This window comes from Roseibium sp. AWQ4_254 (assembly GCF_056161025.1).
Window position 1 is genome coordinate 1 of record NZ_JBSWYH010000051.1, and the last position, 19,023, is coordinate 19,023.

The window sequence follows — 19,023 nt, forward strand, 5'->3', positions numbered from 1 at the left end:
CGTCTGCGATAGACGCAGTCACGCCCTCAGAGGCAAGAAACTACTTCGCTGCCGCAGGATATGAGCCGGAGTAAGCGGGAAACGCTCTAGCGGCCAGGCTGGATCAATTTTCGTTGTATTTTAGAAGCCTATCCAAGGGATAGTACCTCGCATAGTGCAGCTATGTTGCGTAGACAACTTATTGTTGCCTTTGCAACATTAATCTCCTATCTTCATTTTCGCTGGCGACGTTCGCGAGCAAAAAAATGGAGGAAATTGGTAACACTTTCAGAACCTTGGGTTTGATCGGCAGACCGTCCGATTCACAATATCCGCAGCCCTGAACAGCGTTTCCAATACGATCGGAGGAGTTTGCGCCAGATTTTGGCAGGACACTCGGCAGCCGTCAGGTTGCCGGACAGCATACTATTGCCGTTTTGAACCCTGCCTCTGGCGCGGTTGTCGGCATGGTGGCGAACGCAACAGAAGATGATCTGGATCGGGCGGTCAGCACAGCCGACGCGGCATATTCCGCGCAGTCGGCTTTGCCGGACGCAGACCGTCACAAGGTCGTTGGCGCAATGGCGAAGCGCGCGCGACAGGGAGGAAAGAAAGAATGGATATTGATCTAACACGGCTAAAAGGCGGCGTGGCCGTCATCACCGGCGCTGGCAGCGGGATCGGAGAGGCGCTGGCAAACCGGGCGGCTCAGGCCGGGATGAAGGTTGTTGTGGCGGAGATCTCCGAACAACGTGGCATGCGCGTCGCGTCAGAGATCCAAGCCGCTGGCGGCGACGCTCTGTTCGTGCAGACGGACGTCACCGACTTTGCGTCGATGCAGACACTGGCCGAGAAGACGCGATCGGCTTTCGGCGATGTCACGCTACTGGTGAATAACGCTGGAATCAGCATCATGGGCGCAATTTGCGACATCAGCGCCGAGGACTGGGACAAAGGGATCAAGGTCAATCTCTACGGCGTGATCCACGGCGTAAAAGCCTTTGCCCCTGCGATGACGGCGGCGAATAAAGAAGCTTTCATCGTCAATGTTTGTTCTCTTGCATCCTTCAGCACAGCGCCGGGCCTGTCGCCCTACTTCACGACCAAACACGCCGTGCTCTCTTTCACAGAGAGCCTTTATCTTGAGATGAAAGCGCAGCCTACCCCTATCCATGTCGCCGTCGCCGTGCCGGCTCTGGTCACCACTCGGATCTTTGATGATTCTATCTTGGCGACCGACCGCGATGTCGAACAGCAGCAGTTCTTGAGCGCCTATCAGGAGCAGAGCGGTATGCCTGCGGACGAAGCGGCGGAGCGCATTTTGGCCGGGGCCGTACAGGGAAATTTCTGGATCTCGACGCATCCCGAGCAAACCGAAATGTTCAGCAAAGGACGCGCCAAATATCTCGACGCGCTTTCGCTTCCCGCACCGACCGATCCTGAAATGCTGAACGAATAACCAGAAGAGAGGGAGGAAAAAATGCAAAACGAAATCAAGAGCCGTCGCTTCGACGGCCAGACGGTTCTCATCACGGGGGGCGGATCGGGCATTGGCGCCGCGACGGCGGCGCGGGTCGCAGCTGAAGGCGGGCACCCGATCGTGCTGGATCTCAATGAAAGCGCGGCGCGCGACGTCGCTGAACGCACCGGCGGGACGGCGTTTGGAGGCGATGCACGCGACACGGATCTGCTGAACCGGGCGGCGCAGTTGGCGATAGACGCGCATGGCGGTCTCGACTCGTTGGTTGTCAGTGCGGGGTATGCGCTTGGAGGCGGGGCCGAAGCGGTTGAGATGGATGCGTGGCGCGATCTGCTCTCCGTCAATCTCGACGGCGCGCTGCTCGCGACGAAAGCGGCGTTGCCTGCACTGCGCGCCAAAGGCGGCGGCTCTATTGTCCTGGTCTCGTCCATAGGCGGCATTCTCGGGTGCCCCCAGCAAATCGCCTACGGTACGGCCAAGGCGGGGATGTTGGCGATGAACCGATCAATCGCCATCGACCACGGGGCGGAAAACATCCGTTGCAATGCAATCTGTCCCGGTCTGACCAAGAGCGCTATGAACGATCGCGTCTTCGACATGCTGAGCGGCATGCTGGGCATGCCGACCGAACGCGTGACAAAGGAGGTCGTCAGGCTCTCCCCCCTCAAACGCTGGGCCGAGGCCGAAGAGATCGCCGCCGCCATCGCGTTCCTTGCCTCCGAAGACTCGTCCTTCATGACCGGCGCTGTTCTGACGGTGGATGGCGGTATTTCGGCCGTAGAGGCCGGGATCACCAACCTTGTCACGCCCCCCCTCGACCCCAGCCAATAGGAAAAAGACATGACAAAACAATTGTCTCAAGGCGTCTGCGATCCGCGCTACGTGGAACTGCGTCACGAATTCGACCGCCGACTTTCCACGGGCGAAGAGTCCGGCGGATCCTTGGCCATCGTCGAGGAAGGTCACCTCGTTGTCGACCTGTGGGGAGGCAGCGCCGACCCAATGGGCAAACGGCCCTGGCGCGAAGACACACTCGTAAACACGTGGTCGATTACCAAGGGTATGACAGCGCTCGCGGCGTTGATGCTTGTCGATCGCGGGGAACTTGACGTTGATGCCCCGGTTGCAAAATACTGGCCGGAGTTCGCCGCCAACGGAAAGGCGGATGTTCTGGTGCGCCATCTTCTGTCGCACAGTTCCGGTCTTGCCGGATGGGACCAACCGATTGACATGATCGATCTATGTGATCTTGAGGCATCGACGGATCGCCTGGCGGCGCAAGCGCCCTGGTGGCGCCCCGGCGAGGCGTCCGGCTATCATGTGCTGAGCTTCGGCCATCCTATCGGCGCATTGATCAAGAAAATAACCGGGCGCTCGCTGTCGACCTTCTTTCGCGAAGAGATCGCCGAGCCGTTGGGCGCGGACTATCACATCGGGTTGCCGCTGACCGAAATCGGGCGTGTGGCCGAGACCTGGTCTGCGGCCCCTCCGCCCCCGCCGCCGCCTGCCGACAGCATCGCCTTCAAAGCTTTCATGGGCCCCGCGCCGTTTCCCATGGCGGCCAACAGCATCGCATGGCGCACGGCAGAGGTCGGCGCTGCGAATGGCCAAGGCAATGCGCGCTCGATGGCGAAGATCCTTTCGGTCTTTTCCCATGGCGGCGAGATCGACGGCAAGCGGCTGCTCAAGCGCGAGACGATTGAACAGGCGCTGGTGCCGCAGCAGGAAGGCGTCGACCTTGTGGCGGGCGAGAAGATCTCCTGGGGTTTGGGCTTTCCGCTTGCCGCCGCCGGTTTCATTCCGTTCGTCGCCCCGCGGCGCAGCTTTGTCAGCGCCGGCGCCGGAGGCAGCCTGCTCGTCAGCGATACGGAGCGCGTCAGCACCTTTGCCTACACAATGCACCGGATGGACGCGGGCATTCTCGGAAGTGAGAACAGCATCGCCTATCTGACCCTCTTCGATCAATTGCAGTCCCGCGAAGCGGCGGCTTGATCGGACAGTCCAAAGGAACAGCACACCATGACCGAGTTTTCCCCAATCGATATTGAAACCGCGCGCAAACGTTTCGCCGAAGAGCGCGATAAACGCCTGCGGGCCGACGGCGCGTCGCAGTATCGCGTCGCGACCGAGGAGATGGAGCACGATCCGTGGACCGAGCGAACTGAGCGCGAACCCGTTACAGACCATGTGACCTTCACCTTTATTGGTGGCGGTTGGGCGGGGCTTCTCGCCGGTGCGTCGCTTGCCCAAAAGGGCGTGCGCGATGTGCGGATCGTCGACCGCGCCGGAGACTTCGGCGGCGTCTGGTACTGGAACCGTTACCCGGGCCTGATGTGTGACAGCCCTGCGCTTATCTATCTTCCTCTTCTGGAAGAGACCGGGCATATGCCGACGCAGAAATTCGCGCATCAGCCCGAGATCCTAGAGCATTGCCACCGCATCGGGCGCCACTTTGATCTTTATGAGAAGGCGTTGTTTCACACCGGCGTCACCAGCGCGGTCTGGGACGAAAAGGAAAACCTCTGGCGCGTGAAGACAGATCGCGGCGACGCGTTCACCACCAAATATCTGGGCATGGGTCTGGGCTTTCTCTCGACGCCAAAATTTCCTGGCATACCCGGCATTGATCGCTTCGAGGGCAAAAGCTTTCACGCCGCTAGATGGGATTATGACTATACCGGCGGCGCACCGGGCGATACTGCTCTGAGCAAGCTGGCGGATAAACGCGTCGCGGTGATCGGCACAGGCGCCACCGCCATCCAGTGTGTCGACCCGGTCTCCGCTTCGGCCAAAGAAACCTTCGTCTTCCAGCGCACGCCCTCGGCGGTATATCCGCGCAACAACGCGCCTATGGATCCCGACTGGTTCCAATCCATCGCGACACCCGGCTGGCAGAAGCGCTACCATGAGAACTTTGCTCTGACTTGGTCGGGCATGTGGGGGCAGCCTTACAGTATGGGACCCGTCGAGGCTCTGTTCGACGACGCGTTCACGCATTTCGCCACCACGATCCGCAACGCCATCGTGTCGGTTCCGCCGGATCAAATGAGCCCAGAAGCCGTGATGGCGTCTGTTGAGAAGGCAGAGGTCGAGCTGCTGGCAGGGGCGCATGCGGTGATCGACACCGTAGTGACAGACAAGGAGACGGCAGAGCACCTGAAGCCTTGGTACCGGGCCGCCTGTAAGCGACCGACGTTCAACGACACCTATTTGCCGGCGTTCAACAGGCCCAGCACCCATCTGGTCGACACCGGGGGCCAAGGCGTCGCCGAGATCACGGAACGGGGCGTCGTCGCAAACGGTGTTGAGCATGAAGTCGACTGCATCATCTACGCGTCGGGCTATGAGTTCGGGAAAGGCGCCGAGGCGGTGCTGAGATTTGAGGTCAAGGGCGCTGATGGCGTGGATCTCAAAGAGCATTGGAAAGATGGCGTGCGCAGCTTGTATGGGATGCAGGTGGCTGGCTTTCCGAACCTGTTTGTCGCCCAACTCGCACAAGGGGCCGAGTTTGCGCCCAATATCCCAACGGGTTGGAGCGACATCGCAGAGACCATGTCGACAATCGTTCAGCATATGGAGAGCAGCGATCTAGCCAATTTCGCGGTCGATCCAGCGCATGAGGCGGCCTGGACTGACATCATCGTCAATTCGCCACCCTTTCCCGACCTGCGCGATTGCACGCCTGGCCTGCTATCCCATGAAGGGCAGACCAATGAACGGCTCGCCTCGTATCAGGGCAGCCCGGACGGTCCACGCGCTTTCTTCAAGATGATGGAGAGTTGGCGACGCTCTGGCGAGTTCAAAGGACTGATGTTCGAAGCCTAGAGGCCGCTTGCGTTCGCGAAGGACGCCCGACAGAGCAAAACTTGCGCTGCTCTGGTTCTCTTCGGATGGCGGATACATGTGTGTCCGCCATCTGTCAGCGGTCGTTCAAGTTGACTGAAAACCGTCAAGCGACCGCTCAAACATAGTCAAGAATATTGAGGAGGAGGCATTATGCCAGTCACGACGACCGTCCGGGACGACCTGCGCATCATTGTCATGGATGATGGCAAGCTGAACTGCGTCGCCGCCCCGCTGCGCAAGGCGCTCGTGCGGGAACTTGACGCGGCTGCTGAGGACCAAACCTGCAAGGCTGTGATCTTGATCGGTAATGATCGTGCCTTTTCTGCAGGGGCCGATGTAAACGATTTGGATGGTCCGACACCCTTCGCCGAGCCGAGCCTGCACGATACTGTGCTGGACGCGATTGAGGCGCTGTCGGTGCCTGTGATTGCCGCGATGGATGGCTCTGCCTTGGGCGGCGGGCTGGAGCTGGCGATGGCATGCCATTACCGAATCGCGGCCCCCAAGACGCTGCTTGGTCTGCCAGAGGTCACTATCGGCTTGATGCCTGGTGCGGGTGGCACGCAGCGGTTGCCGCGCGCGGTTGGGTTAGAGACGGGGTTGAACCTGATGCTCTCGGGCAAGGTGTTCCCGGCGGCCAAAGCGCCAGAGGGGCTGGTGGACAGAATTGCCGAGGGCGATCTGCTGGAAGACGCTGTGGCCTTCGCGCGTGAGGTTGCCGATCAGCGCCCTATGCCGCTTTTGTCGGAGCGCTCCGTCTCTCATCCCAATTACGCCGGCTATCTGCAGTTTGCACGCGGTGCGGCCCAAAACGACCCGCGCCGCGCACCCGGGCTGATGCCCATCATTGATGCGGTGGAAGAAATATTTACGACGCCCGTCGAACAGGCTCTTCGGAACGAATTCAAGGCGTTTCACAGGCTCACAGGTGCAGACGAAAGCGCGCCGTTCCGCTATGCCTTCCTGTCTGGACGGAAAGTCACAAACGTACCGGGCGTTGACCCAAAAGCGGCCCGAGACGTGAAGACCGCCGCCGTGATCGGCGCGGGCACCATGGGCGCGGGCATCGCCATTGCGCTGGTCGAGGCCGGGATCAAGGTGCAGCTGCTGGACCTGAACGCAGAGGCGCTGGACCGCGGTGTCGCCCATTGTGCGAAGACCTGGGACCGGCGCGTCGATAAGGGCCGCTTGACGGCTGAGAAGCGCGACGCGCATCTGGCCGCGCTGACGACCGCTTCGGAGTATTCTGAGATTGCCGGTTGTGATTTGGTGATCGAAGCGGTGGTCGAAAAGATGGCGGTCAAGAAGGCTGTCTTTGAAACGCTCGATGGCGTTCTGAAACCGGGCGCGGTGCTGGCGACCAACACCTCAACGCTGAACGTTGATGAGATCGCCTCTGTCACCAAACGCCCCGGCGACGTGCTGGGCCTGCATTTCTTCAGCCCCGCCAACATCATGAAACTGCTGGAGATTGTGCGCGGCGCTGAGACCTCCGATGAGGTGCTTGCCACCGCACTCGCCCTTGCCAAACGGCTGCGCAAAGTCCCCGTGGTCGCGGGCGTCTGCGATGGTTTCATCGCCAATCGGATGATCGAAGAATACGTCAATCAGGCCATGTTCCTTGTCGAAGAAGGTGCAACGCCCGCCCAGATCGACAAGGCGCTTGAGAAATGGGGCATGGCCATGGGCCCCTTCCGGATGAATGACTTGGTCGGCAACGATATTCCGTGGCACGCTCGTCAGGAGCGTCGCAAAACGAGCCCCAATCGGATCATGCCGCGTATTCCTGATGCCTTGTGCGAAAAGGGCTGGTTCGGCCAGAAGTCTGGGATGGGCTGGTATGATTATTCGACCAAGTCACGCAAACCGGTCCCAAACCCCGAGCTCCAAGACCTGATCGAAGGGGTCTCAAGCGATCTGGGTGTCACGCGCCGCAAGATCAGCGACGAGGAAATCGTGCAGCGCTGCATCTTCCCGCTGATCAATGAGGCTGCGGCGATCTTGGACGAAGGCATCGCCCTGCGCGGTTCGGATATCGATATGGCCTATCTGTCCGGCTTTGGCTTTCCGCGTTTCCGGGGCGGGCCGCTGTTCTTTGGCGATCAGTTCGGGCTGGCGACCATGATCCGCGAGATGAAGCGTTACGCCGCCAATTCCCATGGCGATCCGAGCGTGTTCAATCCGCATCCGCTGCTCAGCAAGCTCGCCGAGACAGGCGAGAAAATCTCCAAATATGAGGTGGCCGCATGACCGACGCCGTTATCGTCTCAACCGCGCGGACCGGGCTGGCAAAGTCCTGGAAGGGCGCGTTCAACATGACCCATGGGGCGACCTTGGGCGGACATGTCATTGCAGAGGCCGCTCGGCGCGCTGGCGTAGACGGCGGCGATGTCGAGGACGTGATCCTCGGCTGTGCGAACCCCGAAGGCGCGACAGGGTTCAACATCGCGCGGCAAGCGGGCATTCGCGCGGGCCTGCCGGTTAGCGCTGCTGGCATGACCATCAACCGGTTCTGTTCCTCCGGCCTGCAAGCCATTGCCACCGCCGGCAACGCCATCCGCAACGGCGAAAGTGACGTGCTCGTGGCAGGTGGGGTTGAAAGCATCTCTTGCGTTCAGAACGAGATGAACACGCATATGCTGGAAGAAGGCTGGCTGCAGGTTAACAAGCCAGAGATGTACTGGAACATGGTGCAGACCGCCGAACAGGTGGCCAAGCGCTACAGCATCGACCGGGACCGGATGGACGAGTATGGGCTGGCGAGCCAGCAGCGCGCCGCCGCCGCGGCCAAGGCGGGCAAGTTCGACGATGAGATCGTGCCGATCACCGTGCCCATGGCCATGGCCGATATAAAAAACGGCATCTTCACGCGTGAGGTCACCGTGACCGCCGATGAGGGCATCCGCCCGGACAGCACGCTGGAAGGCATCAAAGGCATCCGCTCGGTCTTTCCCGGCGGGTCCATTGCTGCAGGCAATGCCAGCCAGTTCTCGGACGGGGCCTCGGCCTGCGTGATGATGTCGGACAAGAAAGCGGCTCAGATCGGTGCAACCCCGATGGGGATCTATCGCGGCTTTGCCGTGGCGGGCTGCGAGCCGGACGAGATGGGGATTGGCCCGGTGTTCGCCGTGCCGAAGCTTTTGAAAAACGCAGGCCTCACCGTCGATGACATCGACCTGTGGGAGTTAAACGAGGCCTTCGCCGTACAGGTCCTCTACTGCCGCGACGAGCTTGGCATTCCGGACGAGAAAATGAACGTCAACGGCGGCGCAATCGCGGTGGGCCACCCCTACGGCGTCTCAGGCGCTCGCATGACCGGCCACGCCCTGATCGAAGGCAAACGCCGCGGCGCAAAATACGCCGTCGTCACCATGTGCATCGGCGGCGGCCAAGGCGCCGCCGCCCTGTTTGAGATCGTCTGAGGAGACAGGACATGACCGCCGGAGCCAGCGCCAATCGTGTCGATGAGGGTCGTTCTCGGACTCCGCTGGCCTGTCACGCTGCCTGTTCTGCTGGATCGGCCATGATACCCTTCAAAGCTCCTCCAGATGGTATTTTCTTCTCTGTTTGCCATGTCGCTGGTGCCGTTGCCGCACTGAGGCAATTTGAGACGGATGAGCAAAAGGCACGTTGGGTTCAAAAACTGGCGGGTGGCGAGGCCCTTTCGACGGGGCAGGAGGGCTACGCGAGGAATGAACCCACTCGGGGCCGGCATCAATATCCAACCCAGTGTTGGCTGCCAATTCCACAGTTTGGGGATCACCAAAGAAGATCTTAACCGAAAAAAACAACGACGTCTTGACTATCTTGGGAGGATGATATGACGACACTTGGTACGAATGTAGAGGCAGTTGCCAGAAACCCCGGCGCGCCGCAGGGGATTTTATTGGGGCTCCTGTCGCTTGTGACGGTCGCGGCCGTTGCGCTTTTGGCCCCGGTTCTTCCGACAATTGTAGGGCATTTTTCGCAATTCGACCCGGCCGCCGAACAAAAGGTCCTGCTGGCCTTTTCGATCCCCGCCCTGATGGTCGCCATTTTCGCCAGCCCCATCGGCTAGGTGCTTGACCGGTTCGGGCGCAAGCTGGTGCTGGTGGTCAGTCTGACGGTCTATGGATGCGTCGGCATGGTGCCCGCGCTGATGTCCGAGATCACGCTGGACCAGCTGCTGCTGTCGCGGATCGTGCTGGGCATTTTCGAGGCCGCCGTCATGACAACGGCCACAACGCTGATCGGCGACTATTTCGCAGGCAAGGAGCGTCAGAAATGGCTGATCCTGCAGACGGTTTTCGTCTCACTGTCCGGCATCTTCTTTATCGGGCTTGGCGGGGTTCTGGGCGAGATGGGCTGGAACATCCCCTTCTTCGCCTATGGTATCTTCCTGCTTGGCGTGCCTCTGGCCCTATTTTTGCTGCATGAGCCGAAGAAAAATGTTCAAGAAGCCCCAGCCGGCGCTTTCCCGTGGCGCGCTGTGATTGGCCTTTATGGGTTTGCTTTCGTTGTGGCGATCATGATCCTGATCGTGCCTGTGCAAATGCCATTCGTGCTGAACGATCTGGGCGTAACCTCGCCGCAGACCATCGCACTCATGGGGATGTCGAACTCGATTGCGATCTTCGCGGGCTCGCTCTGCTTCCGGCTGCGGGCCAATGCTTCCTTCAAGGCCAACCTGATTGGCGGGCTTTTTGCGGTTGCCTTGGGCACCGCGCTGTTCGTGATTGCAGGGTCGATCCCGGTGACGCTGGTGGGCGCGGTTTTGTCCGGTCTGGCGGCGGGCTTTTTGCTGCCCTGCATCGTGACGCAGATCATGATGCACCTGCCGTTTGAGCTGCGCGGGCGCGGTACAGGCCGGTTCAATTCCTTCTACTTTCTGGGCAACTTCCTGATCCCGCTCATTGTTCTGGCTGTCGCTGGTATGGTGGGCGGATTGACCAACGCCCTGATCGTCATCGCGATCTTTGCAGCCATTGTCGGGGTTTTGGGGTTTGCTTTGAAATCGCGCACAGCCGCCTAAAGTAGACATTGAGAGGAGGCCTCCAATGGCACGCTCCAAACCAATGAAGTCGATCTAGGTCGAGACCGACAGCCTTGATCCGGACAGCGACTTTGTCCGGATCACGAAGCTGGACGCATTATACTGGTTTATGAACGTTTGAATTTGACAGGACGGCCTATGAGAAACAGTCAGGGCGGTCAGCGTTGTCGCGGTGCGGCCTCAACAGACTGCCCACTCCCCAGCGTTGAGCCTGTGTCGAAAAACAGCAATCGCGAAAAGTAGAAGCTCGTTGGGCGATGGTTTCATCCTTGTCGCAGATAGCCTTGTTTCGACGGTTTGGGATCGTGCCGATGGCAGGTTGGACGTTTTGGCTCAGGATGCGAGATCGTCCGCTCTAAGGTCTTCCAGGTTTTGCGCAAAACGGGTCAGCATATCGCAAAACGTGCTGATTTCTTCGACTGAAAAGCCTTTGAGCAGGTGGCTTTGATGACTGATAGCCTCTGCCAAAATTTGATCATGTATCACCCGCCCCGCCGGGCTAAGGGACAAGCCGCGGCTGCGCCCGTTTACATGCAATTCTCCAGCGACGATCAACTCAGTTTTTCTAAGGCGTGCCACGCTGCGGCTGACCGTTCCCTTGTCAACGCCGATTGTTTTGGCGGCTTCGGCTGCTGTGACGCCGGGCATCCGTGCGAGCAAAAACAACATCCGCCAATCCACAGTGCCGATGTCAAACTTGTCCTTGAAGTAGGCCGAAGCGTTCTCGGTAAATTTATTGGCAACAAACGAGAGAAGCATCGCGGGCGTACGCGATATGCTGAATGTTTGAAATGTTTCACCCGTGTCCGGGTCTTCGACGTCAACCAGAAACATAGCTTGATACGTCGTGGGATGTTTGGGCGCTGTCATGTCATCAATTTATTGTAGTTCACTAGGCAAGCCAAGAGAGTCTCTCACCTAGCCTATATAGTTGCGCGCGCAACTTAATGTTGCGTGCGCAATTAAAGTTGTATAACGTATTTCGTGTTGGCGATGTTCGCGAGCGAAAATGGAGGAAAATGGTCGCGTTTTCAGAAAGGTAGTTGCGGATCGTCGAGGAGGCGATTCTCTTTAACCCCATTTGGGAAAGGCGGTACCAGCAAAATCGGAGGATAGTATGCTGGACTTTGGCATGACAATCGGCGGCCGTCAGGTCGCCGGACAGGATGCTTTTGCCGTTTTGAATCCCGCCACGGGCGCGGTAGTTGGCACGGTAGCAAATGCAACTAGTGATGATCTGGATCAGGCCGTCAGCGCAGCGAAGGCGGCATATCCTGCGTGGTCAGCTCTGCCCGATGCGGAGCGTCAGAAAGCCATCGGCGCACTCGCTGCGGCGCTGGATGCGCGCAAAGGTGAATTGGCCGAATTGCTTACGCAGGAAAACGGCAAACCGCTGGCCGGTCTGGGCTCTCATTTCGAACTGGGGGGCGCGGTCGGCTGGGCCGGGTATACGGCGAGCCTCGAAATGCCGGTCAAAGTCTTGCAGGACAATGACGAAGGCCGGGTCGAGCTGCACCGCAAATCGCTTGGCGTTGTCGGCTCGATCACGCCGTGGAACTGGCCGCTAATCATTGCCATCTGGCACATCATGCCCGCTTTGCGCGCGGGCAATACGGTGGTGATCAAACCGTCGCCTTTCACGCCGCTCTCGACGATGCTCGCGGTGCAGATCATGAACGAAATCCTGCCAGCAGGCGTGCTAAATATCGTCACCTCTGACGATCAAAGCACCAATATCGGTGCGGCGATGTCCGCCCACCCGGATATTCGCAAGATTGTCTTTACCGGGTCTACCGCGACGGGCGAAAAAGTGATGCAATCCGCGGCCGCCACGATGAAGCGTCTGACGCTAGAACTGGGCGGCAATGATGCAGGCATCATTCTGCCGGATGTTGATCCCAAGGCGATTGCGGAAGGGCTCTATTGGGGCGCTTTCATCAACACGGGCCAGACCTGTGCCGCGATGAAGCGGATGTATGTGCATGAGGACGTGCATGACGCGGTCGCGCAAGAGTTGGTGGCGTTTGCCAAAAATATGCAAATGGGCAACGGCCTTGACGACGGTGTCGTGATGGGTCCGCTGACCACACCGTTCCAACACGAAAAAGTCGCCCGCCTCGTTCAGGCAGGTGCCAAGGATGGCACCGTCCTGCTGGGCGGCGAAACCGGCGAAGGCCAGTTCCACGACATTACGATCATCTCTGATCTCGATGACCAGCACCCGCTCGTGACCGAAGAGCAATTCGGCCCCGCTGTCCCGCTCCTGCGCTACCGCGATGTCGAAGACGCGCTAGAGCGTGCGAATGCGACCGATGCAGGCCTTGGCGGTTCAATCTGGACCAATGACATGGACAAAGCCAAATCGCTGGCGCTGCGCATGGAGTGTGGCACCGTTTGGATCAACAAGCATGGCGCATTGCAGCCGAATGCGCCCTTTGGCGGCGTAAAGAAATCCGGTCTGGGCGTCGAGTTCGGCGACGAGGGCCTGATGGAAAACACCGACATTCAAGTCATTCACCAGTAACGAAAAAAAACCAACGCTCACGCGCTTTTGCGCTTTGGGGGACAGGTGAGGAGGACCTGCTTCCAAGGCTGCGCGTGGGCTTAATCGGGAGGAACAGCAATGAGACACACACCAAAATCAAGACGTGCGCAAGCCGCGGCAAGCCTGCTTGCACTGATGCTTATGACCGGCGCGGCGGCAGCCCGGGAGCCCGGGGTCTTGCCGACAATCCCGCCCGGGGCCTCAATGGGCGTTCCAATCGCTGCCCCCGCCCCCGCCACAGGCATCACGTTCAGCAGCCGATCCGGACTGTCTTTTCTAACAGACTTCGATGACAACGGAGACGAGACATCTACAGACATCACGATCCGGGACACTGTGCTGCAATTTGCAATTGTTCCCGGAAACGAAGTGCTTGGCGGGCAGTATCGCGCATTTTTGTCCTTTCCGTTCATTGAGATTGAGGGCGAAAATGTCCCCACCCCGTTTGGACCGGCCAACGGATCCAGTTCTGGATGGGGCAGCATCGAAATTCGGCCGATTGATGTCTCATGGCAAACCGCTCCGGGGATTTTTGTCAGTGCTGGCCTCAGCGTCTTCACGCCCGGCGACTGGGATGCAACGCGCCTTGTGAACCCCGGCCAGAACTTCTGGTCCATTTCGCCCAGCGTCGGGGTCAGCTATCTGCGCGATGGCTGGAATGCGTCAGCGCATCTGATCTACTTTTCCAACTTCGAGAACGAGGACAACGGGTACAAATCCGGCGATGAGGTCAATCTGAACCTGACGGTCATGAAAGACGTCGGCAATGGCTGGAGCTTTGGCGCGGTCGGATATCTGCGTGAGCAAGTCACCAGCGATGAGAACCCCGACGGGGCCTATGGCGGACTTTTGGCAGGCGATGCGTCACAGAGCGGCCTTGGTCTTTCGGTGTCCAAACAAGTCGGTCCAATGAATTTCAACGCCATGTACAGCAAAGACCTGAGCGCGCGGAATTCCGGCGGCGGCGATCGCTTTTGGCTGAACGCTATCATCCCCATAAAGCGCTTCGGCCAGTAACGCCCACACATGTCGGGCAGCGTGGCCTGCACGCTGCCTGGATTTCACATCTCGCAAGGGAGCGATGACATGACGGTGCGAACGATTGATCCTCCTCTCAAAGCCAAGCGCAGCTTGTCCAGGAAGACCCTTCTCTGGGGCGCGTTCAGCCTGCTTTTGGTGTTCTACAGCTTCTTGGTTTGGGATTCAGGCTATAAATTGCTGCCGCAAAACTACGACCCGGCGCATTTCCAGATATTTGATGATGTGGAAGCCGCTGGCAATCAGGGCGTTCCTTATGCTGAGGTCGCCGAGGAGGCGCTGGAGGCCTATCCGCTTTGGAATAACCTCACCGCGATGGTGACAGGCACCTATTTCGGGTTCGGCAGCAACGGCAATTCCGACCAGATCAAGTATTACACTGCGATGGAGCCGATCGAGAAATCGGTTCTGAGCCTGCATATAGTGCTTGGAGGCGCGCTGCTGATCCTCGGCATCTTTCAATTCACGCCGTCTTTTCGCAAGAAACACCGCAAGGCGCATCGGGTGATTGGCGGGCTTTATATCGTGAGCCTCTTCACGATGAGTTTCGCCGCGATCTATCACATGGTGAATGCAGGCGTTGAGAACACCTATCAAGGCTACGCGTTTCACATCCAGCTGTGGTTCCTCGCGCTCAGCACGATCATCGCGCAGGTTTTGGCGATCTACTTCATCATCAAACGCAACTTCGCGCTGCACCTCGGGTTTCAACTTTTTACCTTCGTGTCGTTTCTCAACGCGCCGATCCAGCGCTATGACTGGGCCGTGTTTGGGGCGATCTATCCGCATCTGACGCAGGGCGAGGTGAACAACCTCGTCAACATCCTGACCTTCTGGCAGTGCCTCTTGATCGGCTATGTGCTGTTCGCGTGGAACCGCGCGGCGTCGCCTCTGCGCAGCACGCCGGTGCACTTCGCGCCGCAGCCCGTGGGCCTGAAAGTGGCCCTGAGCCTTGTCGCGGCGGCGGTGGTGCTCAGCACCGTGTCGATGTATGTCGTCTGGCCGGGTCTGGGCAACTGGACGGTCATCAGCGGCATCGTGCCTGCGACCACCCTTGCGGCAGACGCCGCGCTTTATGCTGGCAAGTCGCTGCAAACGGCGGGCTTCGGCGTCGCGATTTCTGCGGCTATCCTATCCGGCATCTGGCTGATGATCCGAAATGAGCACGCCCGGACCCTGCGCATGGTCTTCTATGTCAGCGGGTTTTTGGCAGGGCTGCAGCAGATGGTCTGGGGCGTCCAATTGGGTGAACCGAGTATGGCCGTCACCTCGGGCGGTGGGTTCTACCTGGTCTCGGGCGTGTCGCTCTTGGGCTTCACCCTACTGGCTATCTACTTCGATCGCCGGGGCAAGGCGAACCTCTGGCGCGAGGTGATGGTCTTTGCGGTGAACTTTGCCTTCGCGCCCGCGATCCTGCTTTGGGGCCATGCGCTCTGGTACGCGTTGGATGTGATCCCGCAATACTACATCGACCGAGGCCACGGTTATATCCTCGGCGCCGGGGCTGCCGTCCTTGTGCCGACATTCAACGGCTATGTCGGCCTGATGATCAGCCGTGAGACACTGTCGCGCGTAATTCGCTAGAGCGGGTCAGACAGCATGCGGTCTGGCCCGATGGGCCGGCCGCCGCGCATTATTTTGGAGGGAGCGCATGTCACACAGAACATACGACCATTGGCCACCCGGAGCGCCAACACATTTGCCGCCCATCACGCGCACGCTGGACGGCAACTTGCGCAAGGCGGCGGCAGATTGGCCCGAAAAGACCGCCCTGATCTATTACGGCGCAGAAAAGACTTATGCCGAGCTTGACGGTGAAGTCACCCGGATGGCCTCCTATCTGCAGACCGTTTGCGGCGTGACAAAAGGCGACCGGGTCGGCCTTTACATGCAAAACGCCCCGCAATTTGTCGTGGCCTTCTATGGCGTGATCCGCGCGGGCGGCGTTGTTGTGCCGATGAACCCGATGTATCGCAGCGATGAAGTTGCTTATGTATGCGAGGACGCCGGCATCCGCACGATGCTGACCGCGCAAGATGTCATAGGTCAACTTCAGCCATTGATGGCCGCGGGCGTGTTGGAGCATGTGATCTGTGCCCATTACGCATCAGAACTGCCCCCGACATGCACTGTCGCATTGCCTGACACCGTCGCAGCGCCTCGCGCCGCGCCGCTTAAGGGCGTTGTGGCTTGGGCAGATGCCATGGCCGCCGATTTGCCCTTCGATCCACCCAAGCTGACACCGGATGACGTTTGCATTTTGCCCTACACGTCAGGCTCAACCGGGCGCGGCAAAGGCTGTGTTCATACGCACCGCACGTGCCTGCACGGGGTGGATTGTATCGCCGCATGGTTCGGCCATGACGGCAGCGAGGTCCATCTGGGCGTCACGCCCATGTTCCATATTGTCGGCATGCAAGGTGGCATGAACGTCTCGATTTCCACGGCCGCGACCGTGGTCATCCTGTCTCGGTGGGACCGCAAAGCCGCGGCACGCCTGATTGCCCAGCACAAAGTCACCACCTGGAGCACTGTGCCAACAGCCGTTATCGACCTGCTGAACACAGAAGGTCTTGAGGCACGTGACCTTCAAAGCATGCGTCTCATTTTCGGCGGCGGCAGCGCCATGCCCGAAGCCATCGCCGCGCGGCTTCAGGATTTGACGGGCCTCGAATTTGTCGAAGTCTACGGAATGTCCGAAACCATGGGGCCGATCTCGAACAATCCCCCCCATGCCCCCCAAGCTGGCTGTGTCGGCATTCCAACGATGAACACAGAAGTGCATCTGCTGGACCCTGACACGCAAAAACCGGTCACCCTTGGTGATCTCGGCGAAGTGGTCGTCAGCGGGCCGCAGATCATGCTGTCGTATTGGAACAACGAAGAGGCAGACGCCGAAACCTTCATCGACTTGGAAGGCCAGCGTTTCCTCAGAACCGGTGATCTGGCGCGCTTGGATGCGGCGGGCAACATTTATATCGTGGACCGGCTCAAACGCATGATCAACGTTTCGGGCTACAAGGTCTGGCCAACCGAAGTTGAGGCGCGCCTCTACCACCACCCCGCCATTGCCGAGGTGTGCGTGATCAGCGCCAAGGATGACTACCGGGGCGAGACGGTCAAAGCGGTCGCGGTCCTGCGGCCAGGCATGACGCTTGCGGCGGATGAGCTTGCCAAATGGGCGCAGTCCCACATGGCGGCCTTTAAGGTGCCCCGCGTACTGGAAATTGTCGAAAGCCTGCCCAAATCCGGCGCTGGCAAAGTCCTCTGGCGGACGCTTCAGGATCAGGAAGACAGGCGCGCTTTGCCAGCCTGATCGCACACCACCACGATACAAAGGACACCAGATGAAGCTTCTTGTTCTCGGCGCGAATGGACGCACCGGCACGCATATTGTTGAGCAGGGATTGGCGCGCGGCCATCACATGATCGGCCTTGTGCGCAACGCCAGCAGCCTTCCCGCGCGGGATGGCCTGACGGTTATTCAGGGCACTCCGACGCAAGCCAATGACGTCAAGGCTGCGGCGCAGGGCTGTGGTGCCATTCTATGTGCCTTGAACAACCCTCGGACGTCCGACGCACCCTGGGCCAAGCCGCTGACGGATGAGAAAATCCTGACCCAAGCCGCCATGAACATCATCGCCTCAGGCGTCAAACGGGTCGTCTTTCTCTCTTCCATCGGTGTTGGCAACAGCATTGCCGACACGCCTTGGATCATGCGATTGCTGATCAAGCGCACGAACCTTGGTGTCGCCTTTGCCGATCACAACTCTGCCGAAGAGGCCTTCCGCGCATCCGATCTGGATTGGACCTTGGTGCGCCCGACGGGCCTTTCCAATGGGACCAAAGACAAATCACTGGTTGTCGGCACAGCCAAACAACCAAAACACGGCATGATGATCCGCCGCAGCACTGTCGCGGGCTTTATGCTGGACTGTGCCGAAGAAGCGCTTCATCTACACGGCACGCCGGTCATCTCGGAGGTTTGAGGACATCGATTTCCCCCGTCTAGTCTCCACCGACTTGTATCTTGTTCGCCAAGGTCGAATTGACCAACGCGCACTGTTTGCAAAAGCACCTTAATCCTACGTCCGACAACAACTTTAGGCATTGTTAATCTTCGCCAAAGTCTGCTTTTATCGCGCAGGGATCATCAAAACAAACCGCAGTGAGTGTCCGCTTTCCTGAAGAGGTCTTTCACCGGTTCGCACCCGCTGAATAGGAGACTGATTGTTGGTGAGCGAATGGCAACTGGATGTCTGCTCTGCCGAAGCTGCTCTGCCGGTTCGCACCCGCAGCGAAAGTCCGGTTCCCGCCCTAAAGAGTCGTTGAGTGCAAAGCACCGAAGGTCCAACTTGGGCTCAAACTCGACTTTCGCTGCACAATGAATGAACGACAGCAAAGCGCCGCAATTTCGGTCAAGCGCCGCATTGAAAGTTGCCCCCGAGAGCGGACATTCATTTAAGGCGCAGCAAATTCACAGGATGGGCGGAGAGCGGTCGTTTGCTGCAGAATGAACATACGACAGCTGTGCGGACAGAGCCTTCGTCGGCTAGCGAAAGGCTCCCAACATTTTTCCAGCGAAAGCGGTCATTAAGTTTGCAGAGTATGCCAGAAACGGCTGAATTGCTCATGCAATTGTCTTGAACGATCTCTAAGCTTGCCGAAATTCTCTTCCGCCACGGAGAGTTGATAGCCGTGGGCAGCCAATCAGCCGCTCGTTGTCACATTTCTTCAGATGATTTCGTTTATTCGCCGCTCTTTCAGTTTCCTGGCTGTTAACCCCAACTGGCGTGCACATTACGATGCTGTTTTGGGGAGACCGACAGACCTCACCGATCTATCCCGCATCCTAATGAAGCGTCTGTCGTACCGGTCGTTGAAACGCGAGGGACAAAGTGATCAGCGCCGAGGATTTCAAAACGATGAGATCCAGTCATGAGCAGCTGCTGACGCGGATCAATTATGTGAAGGATGAAGTATCACCGTGAGCGTCCGCTGAACCCCACCTCCCGCTTTTCGATTTGGTGCGTTAAGTGTCCGCTTAATTAAATGGACATTTAAGGGCCCTTAATGAGTAAGCGAAGAAAGCGGCGGAGCTGG

Annotated in this window: 15 protein-coding genes; 14 read left to right on the forward strand and 1 reads right to left on the reverse strand. The window is 58.9% G+C overall.

Features of this window, described 5'->3' with window-relative positions:
- Positions 1–407 precede the first annotated feature (407 nt).
- The 9 genes from ACXAIC_RS23680 to ACXAIC_RS23720 all read left to right on the forward strand — a co-directional run bounded on the left by ACXAIC_RS23680 (position 408) and on the right by ACXAIC_RS23720 (position 10,316).
- Complete coding sequence (locus tag ACXAIC_RS23680) at positions 408–611, forward strand: aldehyde dehydrogenase family protein (protein WP_475186669.1); 204 nt, start codon at positions 408–410, stop codon at positions 609–611.
- The gene (locus ACXAIC_RS23685; protein ID WP_475186622.1) at positions 596–1,438 is read left to right on the forward strand and encodes an SDR family NAD(P)-dependent oxidoreductase; all 843 of its coding nucleotides are present in this window, start codon (positions 596–598) and stop codon (positions 1,436–1,438) included. The genes ACXAIC_RS23680 and ACXAIC_RS23685 overlap by 16 nt, the downstream gene beginning before the upstream one ends.
- 21 nt (positions 1,439–1,459) lie before the next feature.
- Entirely contained in the window at positions 1,460–2,290 is an 831-nt protein-coding gene (locus tag ACXAIC_RS23690) for an SDR family NAD(P)-dependent oxidoreductase (RefSeq protein WP_475186626.1), read from the forward strand.
- Between the two features lie 9 nt (positions 2,291–2,299).
- On the forward strand, positions 2,300–3,451 hold the full coding sequence (locus ACXAIC_RS23695; RefSeq protein WP_475186628.1) for a serine hydrolase domain-containing protein: 1,152 nt from the start codon (positions 2,300–2,302) through the stop codon (positions 3,449–3,451).
- A 27-nt stretch (positions 3,452–3,478) separates the two neighbouring features.
- Positions 3,479–5,284: a flavin-containing monooxygenase gene (locus ACXAIC_RS23700; RefSeq protein WP_475186633.1), complete on the forward strand. Its 1,806-nt coding sequence runs from the start codon at positions 3,479–3,481 to the stop codon at positions 5,282–5,284.
- 171 nt (positions 5,285–5,455) lie between these two features.
- Entirely contained in the window at positions 5,456–7,555 is a 2,100-nt protein-coding gene (locus tag ACXAIC_RS23705; RefSeq protein WP_475186639.1) for a 3-hydroxyacyl-CoA dehydrogenase NAD-binding domain-containing protein, read from the forward strand.
- Positions 7,552–8,727 (forward strand): acetyl-CoA C-acyltransferase, encoded by a 1,176-nt coding sequence (locus tag ACXAIC_RS23710; protein ID WP_475186643.1) that lies wholly within the window; start codon positions 7,552–7,554, stop codon positions 8,725–8,727. The genes ACXAIC_RS23705 and ACXAIC_RS23710 overlap by 4 nt, the downstream gene beginning before the upstream one ends.
- Before the next feature lie 398 nt (positions 8,728–9,125).
- Positions 9,126–9,362, forward strand: coding sequence for a hypothetical protein (locus ACXAIC_RS23715; protein WP_475186646.1), 237 nt, complete (start codon positions 9,126–9,128; stop codon positions 9,360–9,362).
- Positions 9,363–10,316 carry an MFS transporter gene (locus ACXAIC_RS23720; RefSeq protein WP_475186649.1) on the forward strand — a complete coding sequence of 318 codons (954 nt, stop codon included), beginning with the start codon at positions 9,363–9,365 and terminating at the stop codon, positions 10,314–10,316.
- Between the two features lie 354 nt (positions 10,317–10,670).
- Here the strand turns inward: ACXAIC_RS23720 and ACXAIC_RS23725 are convergent, their stop codons facing one another.
- Entirely contained in the window at positions 10,671–11,207 is a 537-nt protein-coding gene (locus ACXAIC_RS23725; protein ID WP_475186653.1) for a MarR family winged helix-turn-helix transcriptional regulator, read from the reverse strand.
- 247 nt (positions 11,208–11,454) lie between these two features.
- Between ACXAIC_RS23725 and ACXAIC_RS23730 the strand changes: the two genes are divergently transcribed.
- The 5 genes from ACXAIC_RS23730 (at position 11,455) to ACXAIC_RS23750 (ending at position 17,909) form a co-directional block, all read left to right on the forward strand.
- Positions 11,455–12,861 carry an aldehyde dehydrogenase family protein gene (locus ACXAIC_RS23730; protein WP_475186660.1) on the forward strand — a complete coding sequence of 469 codons (1,407 nt, stop codon included), beginning with the start codon at positions 11,455–11,457 and terminating at the stop codon, positions 12,859–12,861.
- A gap of 225 nt (positions 12,862–13,086) precedes the next feature.
- Positions 13,087–13,899 (forward strand): SphA family protein, encoded by an 813-nt coding sequence (locus ACXAIC_RS23735; protein WP_475186672.1) that lies wholly within the window; start codon positions 13,087–13,089, stop codon positions 13,897–13,899.
- 69 nt (positions 13,900–13,968) lie between these two features.
- A complete protein-coding gene (locus tag ACXAIC_RS23740) occupies positions 13,969–15,504 on the forward strand; it encodes a DUF2306 domain-containing protein (protein ID WP_475186664.1) in 1,536 nt (511 codons plus the stop codon).
- Between the two features lie 67 nt (positions 15,505–15,571).
- Positions 15,572–17,236 carry a long-chain-fatty-acid--CoA ligase gene (locus tag ACXAIC_RS23745; RefSeq protein ID WP_475186666.1) on the forward strand — a complete coding sequence of 555 codons (1,665 nt, stop codon included), beginning with the start codon at positions 15,572–15,574 and terminating at the stop codon, positions 17,234–17,236.
- A gap of 31 nt (positions 17,237–17,267) precedes the next feature.
- Positions 17,268–17,909 (forward strand): NAD(P)-dependent oxidoreductase, encoded by a 642-nt coding sequence (locus tag ACXAIC_RS23750; RefSeq protein WP_475186668.1) that lies wholly within the window; start codon positions 17,268–17,270, stop codon positions 17,907–17,909.
- Positions 17,910–19,023 lie beyond the last annotated feature (1,114 nt).